The following is a 13,846-nucleotide window of genomic DNA, read 5'->3' on the forward strand; positions in this document are numbered from 1 at the left end:
CGTTCAGACTATCGAGCGTGCTGATGAATCATTTGCATCAGGGCATCGGAAGGTTGACGAACGGTCATCACCTCAGGCGACCCATCGGGGTTGCTGCGATCGCGAACAATCACGATGACTTCCTGATTGGATGCCAACTGGTTTGATGCCGGTGGTTCATTGAACGCCTGGTTGCTGGCCAGACGAACCGGGGCTTCCATTGCTGGTGCTGGTTCGTTTGCAGCAACCGCGAAATCGTTACTGCGATCATTTTGGTAAAGCGAAGCCATGTTGACTCGATCGAGTTGCCAATGAACGTTGCCTGGGCCAGCGTAGATGCCAACATCATTTTTGTAGTCTGCTGCGTTGCAAACACCGATCAGTCTTCCTGTTTCGTCAAACAATCCACCGCCGCTGCGTCCGTCGATGGGAGCACCACCGATTTCAATGTTCGAGATTCCCAAGTGTTGGTTGTACTTGTCCACGCCGGTGATGCGAGTGTCACGGCGGGTCGGATCGTCGCCACGGTCACAGCCAAAGCTAAAAACGGCTTGTCCGGTGCGAGGTTTCTGTCCGTCTAGGATCACGGGTACAGGTTGCACGTCGAAGCCGGGGCGAATGGTGACCAACGCGATGTCTCGATCGTCGGCGTCGTAGTCCAACACTTTCCCTTCGACGGTTCGCGTTTCGCCACCGACGAACAAGTCAACTTCGATTCTGCCTTGTCCTTCGTTTTCACGGAACAGGTGACCGCAAGTCAGCACGAGAGCTTCGTCGCCGTGAACGTCAATGATTGTGCCAGTTCCCGCTCCGTACCCGCGTCCGTCATGAACACGCAACCGAACCGTTGCGGCTTCGGCACGCTGAACCGCCGAAGCGATCGACAAACTTGGCATCACTTCCGACGGTGCGGCGGAGCGATCCGGCCTCGCAGCGGTCAGAGTTTGCGTATTTGAATTTCGCTGGGAGTTTTGCTGTGAATTTCGCTGGGAGTTTTGTGCGGGTGAACGACTCTCGAAATCTAGGTTGGTTCGACCTCTTCCCATGGGGGCCAGACGCGTCATCGGAGCTGGAATGTTGTCGATTGCTCGCGACTTTGCGCCCGTTGGAACCAGTGGTCCCGATGGGTTGGTTCCGAGTGCGCGTTGCAATTGGGCGACGGACTGAATGCCGACCAATCGGGTGAGTTCTTTGCCGCCGGAAACAACAACAAAGGTCGGTGTTTTGCGAATTCCGTAACGGCGAGCGAGCGACGCTTCTGAGTTGACGTTGACATGGCGAACCGGGATTCCGGTTCGTTCCAGTGCGGCCAAGGTTGGCTTCATCGTCTGGCACGGACCGCAGTGCGGTGACGTAAAGTTGATCAAGATCGCATCCGAAGCAGACGCGGAACTCATCACGCAAACAGCGGCCAACAATCCTGTAGCCATCCCAATCATCATCGAACTTCGCACGCGTTGTCCCTCCTTGGACCTTTGCGATTCATGCACTCAACTTCTTAGTGGCGGCCGCCGCAAGCATCCTGCTCGCGTCACCCGTCGGGGCTCATCTTGCCTACCAGAGCAACGGGGCAGCAAGTGCAATGAGAGTTCGAGTTGCGAAACTTTAATTTTTTCTTAGTTTCACAGAAAGATTCACGGAAAATCCCGCAACAAAATTAACCCGATTCAAATTGTAGGCCGTAGCGAGCCAAAGCGAGTTACGGCAATACACCGGCATGCCGTAACTCGCTGGGGCTCGCTACGGCCTACTAGCATGCGAGCCTACGATTATTTTGGAATTAAACCTGATCTACGACCAATCCGTGCAACCTTGGATCGGCTAGGGAATCGGCAATCAACGCAACACCGGTGAAATCCTGTCCAGCAGTGTGGGCGTTGGGGATCGCAACGGTGACCGCGCCGGCGGCTACCGCGGCCGCACATCCATTCTGGCTGTCTTCCAGTACCAGCATCTCAGCAGGTTCGATTGAGAATTTCGATGCGGCGGCTAGATACATTTCCGGATGCGGTTTGCCATGCGTCACATCGTCTCCGGTCAGGACAAACGACAATGCATTTCGCCATGGGATGTTTTCAAAGATGACATCGACGAACTGCCGGCGACTGCTGGTGGCCAATCCAAACGGAACTTCGCTTTCGACCAGCAATTCAATCCAATTTGATAATCCTGGCATCGGCTGCACTCCGGCCGACAACTGTTCCTGGTACAACTGTTCCGACTCGATCAGCAGATCTTCGGGACGGTCATCCAAGCCATGAAAGTCCTTCATTTGGATCATGGCATTGACGCCGACGCGGCCCATCATGCGTTGCTGCAAATCATGACAATACCGAAGCCCGCGACGAACAAGCATCGTGTCGCCAACCGTCCAGTACAATTTTTCAGTATCGAACAGCAGCCCGTCCATGTCCAAGGCGACGCCGCGAATTGGGGGGCGAACGGCTTTCGCTTCGCCGCGGTGATTTCCAGTTGATTTGTTCATTGTTTTTTAAGCTCCAGCAAAACCTTTGACCCGACGATCGGAAACTGAAATGGATCGCAGCATCACCAGCTTATCGCTGGGAGGCATTTCGATGGAAGGCGATGGGCCGCTGACGCGTTCGCTGATCCGATCGCCGCTACTAGAATCGTTCGGGGAAGGAAGCACGTCGGGGTTCATCGCCGAAGACGCAGCGCACTGGGCGATCGAAGCATTCATCCCCGTCCAGCCCGACCAATGGTGCCATTACCTCGCGTCCCGAATCAAACAAGACACAGGCGAAACCGATGACGCCCAAACACGATCTAATTTTGATCAGGCTGTATTCAAGATTACCGAATCAGTCCGACAATTCTCGTCTGCACAACAATTCGAGTTCGCGAATGTCTATCGTTCGATCGACCCTGATCGTGACACCAAAGATTTAAGTTCGCCCGAATCAGAAGTTGTCGGCGACACCGAACCGGCTGACCTGATGCGACCCCAAATCGATGCAGCGATTGAATTGCTGCATCCGATGTTGGACCAAGCCGGGTACACGCGATTGAGCCAGGAGCAGATCGAAGAGTGCGTGGGAGTCGCCAGCCAATGGGGCGTTCCGCTGCATGTGGATTTCAGTTTGTTTGAACAGTTAGTCGTGTACGCTCGCGGCGACATCATCGGCACGCGTTTCAAAAGAAGACTGCGAAAGTTTTATCGCCGCGAATCCGTTCAGGTTCCGATCTACCAGCGGATGGTCGTGATGTTTCAACTGAGTGAAGATCAGAACGCGGACGAAACATTGGTCGCAGCGTCGTTGCACCTGCGGATGTTCAAGAACATTCCCAAGCAAGACATCGACATGCTGCTGCCATGTTCGCGGGTGAAGATTTCAGGAGTTGATCGCGTCAAAATCGTCCTGCCAAGTCTAGGCGGATTCCTGATGTCGTTGCGGAAGATTGCTTCCTACGCATTGCTGTTCGCGGTCCTGGCACTGCACTGGACCGCAATCTTGACGGTCCTGGTGCTCGGCTATTTGGTCAAGAGCACGCTGAGTTACTTTCAAACCAAAAACCGCTATCAACTGAACCTAAACCGCAACCTGTACTTCCAAAAACTGGACACTGGCGCAGGCGTCGGATTCCACTTGGCCGCACAAGCGTCTTCGCAACGACAAGTGGAATCGATCCTCGCCTACTACGCGATCGCGACGCATGGCCAGCCGATCAGCGATCGTAAGCTTCGCCGAAAATGCGAGCGAATTGTCCGCGAATCGATCAATGTCGAAATTGATTTCCAGGTCGATCGAGCGGTCAAGCTGCTCGTCGAGCTAGGTTTGATCACACCGACCGAAGCAGGTTGGCAAGTGGCATAAGCTTCCATCCTTCTTATTTCGTTTAGCCGCGTGGGCATCGCCCCGCGCGTTTCGTTCCGGGTGGACGCGCGGGGCGATGCCCACGCGGTTAAACAGTGCAGAAACCTTCTTTTCTTCGACGCTCCGACGATTACTCTCGAAACCGGTAGCCGATTCCTCGAACGGTTTCGATCAGGTCGGCATGATCGCCCATCTTCTTGCGGAGCGCTCGGATGTGTACGTCAATCGTTCGCTGCAAAACAAGAGTGTCTTCACCGAGGGCTGCATCGACTAACTGAGACCGATCGAAAGCACGACCGGGTTGTCGGATCAGAGCTTCCAACAATTGGAATTCGCTCTTGGTCAGTTTTAAAATCTCGCCATCAATCGATGCGACAAATCGGCGACGATCGACCGAGACGCCATGGTGTGAGATTTGGGATTGCTCATCGACGCTTGGTTCTCGCCGCCGCAATAGCGCCTTCAAGCGTTGGAGCAAAACCTTGTAGCTTTCGACCGGTTTGACAACGTAGTCATCGGCTCCCACCGCAAAGCCAACAACCTGATCTGATTCCTCGCCCATCGCCGTTAACATCAAGATCAAAATGTCTTTTGTGATCGGGTCCGCTCGCAACTGTTTGCAAACATCCACACCGCTGATGATCGGCAAGTCAACGTCCAGAAAGATAACGTCGGGCAAGACCAATTTTGCTTGCTCAATCGCTTCACGCCCATCGGTGGCGTGGGAAACTTCATATCCGGCACGCTGAAGTTGATATTCCAGTGTCTCGGCGAGCGGCCGGTAGTCTTCTACCACTAGAACTTTTGTTTTTGTCATCGTGTTGCTAACGAGGGTGAAAAAGCCAACTGCGCATTTTCTAAAGGTTCAGGCCCGTCTTCGCAGGGGGACTGGAGCCTATTATTAGATAAAGATTTCGTGAAGGAATCGGCTGTTTCAATCGGGCATGGTTGCGTTGTCTCGGGCCTCCAACCAACGCAGTGCTTGGTCCAACGCAGGGGCAGCCCAGGATTCGTCGGTAAAAGTGGCTACAATCGCCCGCAATTTTGCCTCCGTCGCCGCTGGATCCTGCAACGCGATCGCGGCTTGGATTTCATTGAGCACCTCCTTGGCGCGTGGATCCATTTTCGCGGTATTCGCTTTCCCGTTGATCTGGTCCAGTTCATAGCGAGCCAATTCGACCAACGGGTAGGCTGGATTGCCATCTTCGGCGTCACCAAAGGCAGCCAACCATTGCCGCAGTTTCTGGCCAGCCTGATTGCTATCCTGATCGCCATCTTGGCCAGGCACAGATTCTCTTTCAGACATCGCCGACAGAAAACTGGTCTCCGCTGCACCAAGTTTCTTCAGCCCAATCTTTTCAGTTGCCTTCAATCGATTCAAGGTAGACCGCAAACGATGCTGCATCCGAAAGTCAACGACTGCGGCAACGCGATCGTCGTCTGGATATCGCATCAGGAACGCTTCGGCCGCGTCGATGTCACCTTGGACAATCGCGGACTGATACAACTGGTCCGACGTCGGTGGCGTGATTGCGGTCACCATCGCCCAGCCCAAGACACCGATCAACGCAATAATCGCGACGGCACTTGCGATCACCGAGACCTTTGATGAAACATGATCCGATAAGTCATCGGGCCGCAGCAGCGTGGACGTCGGCTTCGAATGATCAACGGTCTCGAAATGAGTTCGCGTTGTCGATGTTGCTTCTTCGCCACCGGAATTTGGCTGCGACAACAGCGTTGGGCTTTCCGAACCGACGCCCGCGTCTTTCTCTTTTCCGAGGATGCTTCCCGTTTGCCCCAGTCGCGTTTTATCGTTGACCGAAACAATGGTCTTGTCACCTGATTTGGATGAACCGACAGACGAGTTCGCACCGGCATCGGAACGGTTCGCAGACGCGTCTTGGTTGGCTTTTCCAGATCCATCAAATCCCGGTTCACCGGATCGAGTCTTTTCGTCATTTCCCGCTTGCGTCACCTTGGACTGCATCGCTTCCTTCATTGCCTTCAACCGATTCATGACAACGAGTGCCGTTGGCGGACGATCGCCGGCAACCTTCTCAAGCAGTTGATGAACAAGTTCGCATAATTCCTCAGGTGCATCGCTGGCAATCATACTGAGCGGAATCGGTTTTTCGCGTCGCAGCGCTTCGATTACCGCCGTGGCATTTTTGCCTTTGAACGGCGAACGACCAGCAAGCATTGCGTACATCACGCTGCCCAACGAATACAAATCGGTCCGCGCCGTAATCGTTCCGTCGTCGGCCTGTTCGGGTGCCATGTAGTCGGGCGTTCCCAAGACGGAACCAGTCCCAGTTTCCTCGGACGAATCCCAGTAGTTCTTGGGGATACCAAAATCGACCAACTTGACTTTATCATCGCCCGTCAGCATCAAGTTGGCGGGTTTTAGATCACGGTGCTGAACACCAATATCATGCGCGTGTTTCAGTGCAGCACAAATCTGAATCGCGATGTCGATTGTCTCGTTTGGACTGAGTCGTTTTTCGCGGCGAATTCGAGTTTGTAAGGTTTCGCCGACCACCAATTCCATGGAGTAAAAAAGCTGCCCGTTTTCCTCGCCGTAACCGATCAATCGCACGATGCCGGGATGCTTCAATAGCTTCAGTGCATGAATCTCTTTTTCAAACCGACGGCGGAATCGTGGTTCGTCGGCCACATGAGCAGAGATCAGCTTGACCGCGACCTGGTGTCCAGTCGCTTGATGTTCCGCCGCGTAGACATTGCCCATCCCCCCGCGGCCAATCATTTCGCCAATCCTATACGGACCCAAAAACGGAGATACCGACATGAAACAAAACCAAGCGATTGAAACGGGTGAATGGACTCTGTGAATTATAGACGAAAAACGGTTTCTAAATGGCCCTGGCTTATGGCGTGCTTGCGGGGCGGAAGATGCTGGGTAACGATGTTGCGGCTCAAATGAACTCAGTGCAGGAACGATTCTATTTCTTCTCAGATGATTTCTGTTCGCGGTTGCCGCGTCCACAACCTAAAAAACATTGATGTCGATCTACGACGAGGCAAACTGATCGCGATCTGCGGGTTGTCGGGCAGCGGAAAGACGTCTCTGGCGCTCGATACGTTGTACGCCGAAGGTCAGCGTTGTTACATCGAAAGTTTTTCGGCCTACACACGTCAATTTCTGCAGCGGATCGATAAACCGGATTGCGATCAGATCGCTGGCATTCCGCCCGCCATTGCGGTGACTCGCGCGAGCGGCCCAAAGACCAATCGCAGCACCGTGGCGACGGCGACCGAGATCGCGGATCACCTTCGGTTGCTGTTCGCCAAAGCGGCAACATTGCATTGCTACGGATGTGGCCAACGAGTCGAATCGGATGACCCCGCCGTGGTTGCTGAGCAGATTCGAGAGCAACCGGCCGATACTCGTTTGATGATCGGCTTTGAAGTCTGGTTGGCGGATCGGAAAGCGGCCAGTGAGATCCTGTTGGGCCTGCAGCAAGATGGATACTTGCGATTGGTCGTGGATGGTCAGACGTTTCATTTGTCCGACGAAGATCGAACGCGGTTGGCGGCAAAGGTGACCAAGTCGGGAACGTTGGCGACGGTGATCGTTGACCGCGTGACCGCTGGCGAAGATCTTTCGCGTTTGACGGAATCGTTGGAAACTGCAATGGCCGAAGGAAATGGTCGTGCCGTGTTGCTGGATCCTGCATTGAAACAACGCCAGATCATCAGCCGCGATCGGCGTTGTGACGCGTGCGACATCGATTACCCGGATCCAGTGCCACGCTTGTTTAACTTCAACAATCCACTGGGAGCCTGCCCGACCTGTGAAGGCTTTGGCGACGTGGTGGACTGGGACATGGACTTAGTCATTCCCGATCCAGGCTTGTCGATTGCCGAAGGCGCGATCGCGCCGTGGAACACACCTTCGTACAACCACGAACTGCAAGAATTGATCGAACTGGCTGACGTTGTCGGACTGCCCGTCGATGTTCCCTATCGAAAGCTGAAAAAGAAACATCAAAAGCTGATTCGTGAAGGTGTACCCGAGCGAGAATTTGGCGGCCTGAATGGTTTCTTTGCTTGGCTGGATCGCAAGAAGTACAAGATGCATGTTCGCATCTTTGCGTCGCGTTATCGGTCCTATTCGCCCTGTCAGGATTGCGGTGGAAAACGTTTCCGGCCCGAGGCGTTGGCCTACCGAGTTGGCGAAAAAACGATCGCGGACGCCTTGTCGTTTTCTGCTGACGATTGCAAAACATTTTTCGAAACAGTGACGCTGGATGAACGGTCGCAACAGATTTCCAACGAACCACGTCAACAGATCGTCGATCGATTGGGATACCTGCAAGAAGTTGGCTTGGGTTACCTGCAACTTGATCGGACTCTGCGAACGCTTTCCGGTGGTGAGACTCAGCGAGTCGCGCTGACCAGTGCGCTTGGCAGCACCCTGGTCAACATGCTTTACGTTTTGGACGAACCTACCGCCGGTTTGCATCCATCAGACGTGCTGCGATTGTCAAAGGCGATCGTGGGACTGCGTGACCGCGGGAACACGGTGATTGTGGTTGAACACGATGAAACAATGATTCGCTTGGCGGATCAGGTCATCGAAATCGGTCCCGAAGCGGGCAATCGCGGTGGTCGGCTAACCTTTGACGGCACGCTCAAAAAAATGCTTGCGACGAAAGACAGTATTACGGGACAGTTCTTGACTGGCCGGCGTGGTTGGACGTTGATTGACCGAACGGCTCGCGAACCCAAGACGTTCATCAGTCTTGAAAATGCTTCGGGCCACAATCTTAAAAACGTGACCGTTGATTTTCCGTTGGGTGTTTTGTGTTTGGTTACCGGGGTTTCTGGCAGCGGTAAGAGTTCACTGGTTCAGGACACGTTGGTCGGCGCAATCGGGGCTCAGAAAGGAAATGCGAAGAAGTCTGACGATGCAAAGATGACGTTGCCGTTTGATCGCGTCAAAGGAGTCGGCGCGATCGATGAATGTTTGCTGGTCGATCAATCACCGATCAGTCGCAGCCCGCGAAGTGCGCCGGCAACGTACGTCAAAGCGTTTGACGCGATCCGCAAAGTGTTCGCCGACACGGTGGACGCACGAACTCGCAACTTGAGTCCCGGTCACTTCAGTTTTAACAGCGAAAAGGGCCAGTGCCCGAAGTGCGAAGGCGCGGGCGTGTTGGAGATTGACATGCAGTTCTTAGCCGACGTTTCGATGACGTGCCCGGCGTGCGAGGGAACGCGTTTTCGGGACGACATCTTGGACGTTCGCTATCGCGACAGAACGATTGCGGATGTTTTGGACATGAGTGCCGGGGAAGCATCGCTGTTTTTCCGTGGGCACGACAAAGTTCAACAGCGTTTATCAAAAATGCTTGCCGTGGGTCTGGACTACATCAAACTGGGGCAACCGGCGACGACGCTGTCCAGCGGCGAAGGTCAACGATTAAAGCTGGCCACGTTCTTAGCATCTGCATCGCGAAAACGGACGCTCTTTGTGATGGATGAACCCACCACGGGATTACATTTCGCAGACATTGTTCGCTTGGTCGATTGCTTCGACGCTCTGATCGAAGACGGTCATTCGCTGATCGTGGTGGAACACAATTCACTGTTGATGCAGGCAGCCGATTACATCATCGACTTGGGGCCGGGTGCCGCAGGTGAAGGCGGTGAAGTCGTCGCGACGGGAACGCCAGCCGAAGTCGCCAAGGTGGCAAAAAGCATGACCGGGCAGGTGCTAAGAGAAAAACAAACGGAGAAGTAAAAGCAATTCGGAACGACACTCCGCGTGCTCCGTCGATCAAAGAGCATCGCTTCAACGCAAATTACCCCAAACGATCAGTCGCGATGTGGTAGTGCGGGTCTTCGGAAACGTTGACTTCGACCAGGTCACCTGCGGTGTCCAGCAAGTTCCGGCACTCATCGCTAAGGTGGGTCAGGTGCAGACGCTTGCCGAGTGCTTGGTATTTCTCGGCCAGCCCATTGATCGCTTCTAGGCCAGACTGGTCGTAAACACGCGTGTAGTAGAAATCGATGACGACATCATCGGGATCGCTGGCAGGATCGAACATTTCTTTGAACGATGCGACCGACGCAAAGAACAATGGCCCGTGCAACTGGTAAACCTTGCTGCCGAATTCGTTCAGTTTGACATCGGCCGCCAAGTGTGTCGCGTGCTGCCAAGCGAACACCAATGCTGACACGATGACGCCCAGGATCACCGCCGACGCCAAGTCGTGCATGAACACGGTGTAGCCGGCGACCAGCACCATCACAAACATGTCGCTGCGTGGCATTCGGCGAAACATCTTCAGCGAAGCCCATTCAAACGTTCCGATCACCACCATGAACATCACGCCCACCAGTGCGGCCATCGGAATCATCGTGATCAAATCGGACAGAAACATCACAAACATCAACAGGCAAACCGCTGCCGTGATGCCTGACAAACGTCCGCGACCACCACTGTTCACATTGATCAACGATTGACCGATCATCGCACAACCGCCCATTCCGCCGAACAAGCCACAAACCAAGTTCGCCGCACCCTGTCCAATGCACTCTCGATTCCCTTGGCCACGCGTTTCGGTAATCTCATCGATCAACGACAACGTCATCAAAGATTCGATCAGCCCAACACCGCAAAGAACCACTGCGAAAGGCAGGATGATCCAAAGAGTTTCCAGATTCATCGGAACCATTTCATAGTCGTCCAAGAAATACAACTTGGGAAACCCGCCACTGATTCCAACTTCGGCTGGCGCTTCGGCTAACGTGTCGTCCGTCGCTGCAACTGCCGCAACCTCTTGCGCTTTTTCCTTGATGCCGATGACTTTGCCATCTTCGTTCCGAACCAGGTCTTCCTCTAAAAAGATGTTGGCATTCTCGGCCAAACCAGACGTAGCACTGGCGGCAATTTTGGCGTCGGCGATCACCTTGGCTTGCTGGTTGGTTTGCAGCATGTCGCCAACGGTTGCGACGGTGTGACTTTCGCTGTCCTTGCCCATTTGGTTGATGGCAATCGAAATGAATGTAACAACAAGAATCGCTGCGAGCGACGATGGCACCGCGGAAGTCAACTTGGGAAGTAGCCAAATGATTGCCATGGTCAGTGCGACCAGTCCAAGCATCAGAGCCAACGGCATGCCTTGCAGGTACACCAATTCACCGGCTTCGGAGAGCGTTTTAAAGCTGCCCAGTTGAGCCAAGCCGATCACGATCGCCAGACCGTTGACGAAGCCTAACATCACCGGGTGAGGCACCATGCGGATCAGCTTCCCTAAACGCCCAAGCCCGATCGCGATTTGCAGCAGGCCGCAAAGGATCACTGTGGGGAAAAGGTATTCAACGCCGTAGGTCGCTACCAGAGCAACGACGACAACTGCCATCGCACCGGTTGCACCGGAGATCATTCCGGGGCGTCCGCCAAAGACAGCGGTAATCAAACCGAGAAAGAAGGCAGAGTAGAGGCCGATCAGTGGTGAAACGCCCGCGACAAACGCGAACGCGATTGCTTCGGGGACCAATGCCAAGGCCACCGTCAAACCGGACAGAACGTCGTTTTTATAAGAGCTGGATTGTCGTCGAAAAAAATTAAGCATCGTTTGTTTGGTCGATCCAATGAGTGTCCCGTCGTCTAACCGGAAAAACCCGGAAGACCGGGAACTATAATTCGCGCGGCATCAGGGTCAACGGTAGTTCCCTTGGGTAAAGATGCATCACTAACGGCAAAGCTGCGAAACATGCGGACGCCATCGCACGCTTGCGTGGCTGATCCGCCCGTTAGCAGCCTGGTGCATCAAAGCCACCCCCCGTAAGCGAGCGTTTTAAAACGTAGCTGATCCCGCCAGGGTTCAGTCCACGATCAGGGTAAGCTCATCTGAACCCTGGCGGGATCAGCTACGGGTCGGTCGTTTTAAAACACTTCCAACGCAGGTTACTTCTGTTTCTTTCGCTGAGTAATCAACGCGTGCATCAAATCGCTGCGACGCACCACGCCCAGCAATTCCATTGGCTCGGCTCGCGTTACGACCGGGATGCAGTCATCCGTTTCCGCCTGAAACATCTCAAACGCTCGAGAAGCCGGATCATCGGGGTGTAGCACCGTATCGGATTCGCTGACCAAGTCCTCGGCTCGGACCAGTGACGAAGCACTGTGGTCAAACATCACGTCGCTGAGTAACGGATAGCGAATCAGGCCGACGACGCTCATCTTGTCGTCCACCACCGGATAGGTGTTGTCGTGGCTGTGTTCGATATGGTCGATCACGTCCTCGAATTTTGCCGATTGATGAATTCCCTTTGTCTTGCGAATCAAGTCGCTAATCATCACCCGTCCACCAACCGAACTGGCGACATCGGGGGAAACGATCGCGTCACGCGATTGAACCGCTGAACGAAAACGGTCGCCCAGCGCACGAACTTGTTCTAGCGGAGTTCGGTTGGTGTGGTGAATCGCTTGAGCCAACGGAACTTCGCCCGTTTCAATCAGCGACTTGCGAATAAACAATGGGCCGATAATCTCGAACAATACGACCGAACCCAAAATGATCGCTTGGATCGGTCCACCAAGTTCAGGATCACGCTCGACCGCGATTGTGGAAAGCGCGATTGCTGCGCCTGCCTGAGCAAACAAACATCCACCCAACCAATGGCGAACCTCGGCGGACTGCCCAGTCCATTTTGCGGCAAAGTAGACTCCGCCGTATTTGCCAATCATTCGCAACACGATGTAAACGCCACCAAGAACACCAGCAGCTAAAAACGCGCTCGCGTCCAATTCGGTACCATGAACGGCAAAGAACAAAACCGCTAACAGGCCTGAAATGTGGTTCAATTCGTCAACGATTTGAGACTTGTAATCTGACGTGTTGGCGACCGTCACGCCCATCACCAAAAATGTCAGCATGTAGGGAACGTTCAGCGATTCATCGACGCCCAGCAAGAACGTGACGGTTGCTACCAACAAAACCAGCCAGCGTTTGGTGTTTAGAAACCCGCACCCGTAACTGATCGTCAGTCCGCCAATCACACCCAGGACGACGGACCCGAAAACGTCGCGCAGAACAGAACCCGCTTCAAACGCGAAAGACGTTTCCACATCGCCTCGAAACATCTGAACGATCAAAAAACCGAACTCAAACATCAAGATGCAAGCGAGGTTGTTCAGCGCGACCAGAAAACCAGTGCTTTCCGTCACCGGACCTTCACTACGAAATTCTTTTAGCACCAAGATCGTTGTCGCCGGAGCCGTCGCGACGGCAAGACACCCCAACAGGATCGCCATGCTGGGGGAAGCACCAAACGCCAGCAGTCCAATGGTGACCAGCAAAAACGTCGCCAGAATCTCGACCGCTGAAATTGCGAGGCAGTGCTTGGCGATGCGGCGAACTTTGCTGAACGTAAAGTCGCACCCCAAATTGAACAGCACCAGCGCCATCGCCAGTTTCAGCAACGGTTCCAAGTTGGGCACATGATCGTGGGGCACCCAATCGAGCAGCGTCGGCCCAACCAGCAACCCAACCAGCAAATAAGCCGTGACCTTGGGCAGGTGAAACAGGTCCGCAAATACGCCGGCAGCAAGGCAAATGCCCAGCAGAAGACCTAACGTACCAAGGATATTGAGGTGAAAATCGACCATGTCGGCGATAGTTTAGCGAGTTCAAAGCAAGCGTGGGTCCACGCCAACGCGGTGCAGTGTTTTGGTCCCGGAAAACACGGATGAGTTCGTTTAGCCGCGTGGGCATCGCCTGGGCTGACGAAAATGTTTGCGTGAAGGGAAACTGGACGACTTTGGGGGGTGTGGCTGACCGGCCTCGGTGTTGATTGCAAATTGCAAAATGAATACTGAAAAATGTAGATTGACCAGCAAATACCGCTTCCCAAGAATTTTCAATTTGCAATGTTCATTTTGCAATGTTCGACTGGTTCGCGAATAACATCACCCACCGCATTTTCATCAGCCCAGGCATCGCCTGGCCTGATGAAAATCATTGCATCGCAGCAAATTGGGCAAGCTGCACCATGGC

General features: G+C 54.0%; 8 protein-coding genes. 2 read left to right on the forward strand and 6 right to left on the reverse strand.

What is annotated here, in order from left to right; genetic code table 11:
* Positions 1–8: 8 nt before the first annotated feature.
* On the reverse strand, positions 9–1,433 hold the full coding sequence (locus RC85_RS15405; protein WP_235033199.1) for a trypsin-like peptidase domain-containing protein: 1,425 nt from the start codon (positions 1,431–1,433) through the stop codon (positions 9–11).
* A gap of 326 nt (positions 1,434–1,759) precedes the next feature.
* On the reverse strand, positions 1,760–2,464 hold the full coding sequence (locus RC85_RS15410) for an HAD family hydrolase (RefSeq protein WP_068264417.1): 705 nt from the start codon (positions 2,462–2,464) through the stop codon (positions 1,760–1,762).
* A gap of 49 nt (positions 2,465–2,513) precedes the next feature.
* On the opposite strand from RC85_RS15410, the gene RC85_RS15415 reads away from it, so the two are divergent.
* Complete coding sequence (locus RC85_RS15415) at positions 2,514–3,815, forward strand: DUF3754 domain-containing protein (protein WP_068264419.1); 1,302 nt, start codon at positions 2,514–2,516, stop codon at positions 3,813–3,815.
* Positions 3,816–3,945: 130 nt separating this feature from the next.
* On the opposite strand, the gene RC85_RS15420 is transcribed toward RC85_RS15415, so the two are convergent.
* The gene (locus RC85_RS15420) at positions 3,946–4,632 is read right to left on the reverse strand and encodes a winged helix-turn-helix domain-containing protein (RefSeq protein WP_068264420.1); all 687 of its coding nucleotides are present in this window, start codon (positions 4,630–4,632) and stop codon (positions 3,946–3,948) included.
* A gap of 117 nt (positions 4,633–4,749) precedes the next feature.
* A complete protein-coding gene (locus tag RC85_RS15425) occupies positions 4,750–6,624 on the reverse strand; it encodes a serine/threonine-protein kinase (RefSeq protein ID WP_068264421.1) in 1,875 nt (624 codons plus the stop codon).
* Positions 6,625–6,792: 168 nt separating this feature from the next.
* Here RC85_RS15425 and uvrA point away from each other — a divergent pair, with 168 nt between their 5' ends.
* Positions 6,793–9,582, forward strand: coding sequence for an excinuclease ABC subunit UvrA (uvrA, locus tag RC85_RS15430; protein WP_068264423.1), 2,790 nt, complete (start codon positions 6,793–6,795; stop codon positions 9,580–9,582).
* Positions 9,583–9,643: 61 nt separating this feature from the next.
* Here uvrA and RC85_RS15435 read toward each other — a convergent pair whose 3' ends face one another.
* Positions 9,644–11,419 (reverse strand): SulP family inorganic anion transporter, encoded by a 1,776-nt coding sequence (locus tag RC85_RS15435; RefSeq protein WP_068264425.1) that lies wholly within the window; start codon positions 11,417–11,419, stop codon positions 9,644–9,646.
* A 335-nt stretch (positions 11,420–11,754) separates the two neighbouring features.
* Positions 11,755–13,458: a cation:proton antiporter domain-containing protein gene (locus tag RC85_RS15440; protein ID WP_068264427.1), complete on the reverse strand. Its 1,704-nt coding sequence runs from the start codon at positions 13,456–13,458 to the stop codon at positions 11,755–11,757.
* Between the last annotated feature and the right edge of the window lie 388 nt (positions 13,459–13,846).

Source organism: Rubripirellula obstinata, assembly GCF_001642955.1.
GTDB lineage: Bacteria > Planctomycetota > Planctomycetia > Pirellulales > Pirellulaceae > Rubripirellula > Rubripirellula obstinata.

Excerpts from the sequence above, each read along its gene's own strand:
- RC85_RS15435 (WP_068264425.1), bottom strand. The coding sequence starts at position 11,419 with ATGCTTAATTTTTTTCGACGACAATCCAGCTCTTATAAAAACGACGTT.
- uvrA (WP_068264423.1), top strand. The coding sequence starts at position 6,793 with ATGATTTCTGTTCGCGGTTGCCGCGTCCACAACCTAAAAAACATTGAT.
- RC85_RS15425 (WP_068264421.1), bottom strand. The coding sequence starts at position 6,624 with ATGTCGGTATCTCCGTTTTTGGGTCCGTATAGGATTGGCGAAATGATT.
- RC85_RS15440 (WP_068264427.1), bottom strand. The coding sequence starts at position 13,458 with ATGGTCGATTTTCACCTCAATATCCTTGGTACGTTAGGTCTTCTGCTG.
- RC85_RS15415 (WP_068264419.1), top strand. The coding sequence starts at position 2,514 with ATGGATCGCAGCATCACCAGCTTATCGCTGGGAGGCATTTCGATGGAA.
- RC85_RS15410 (WP_068264417.1), bottom strand. The coding sequence starts at position 2,464 with ATGAACAAATCAACTGGAAATCACCGCGGCGAAGCGAAAGCCGTTCGC.
- RC85_RS15420 (WP_068264420.1), bottom strand. The coding sequence starts at position 4,632 with ATGACAAAAACAAAAGTTCTAGTGGTAGAAGACTACCGGCCGCTCGCC.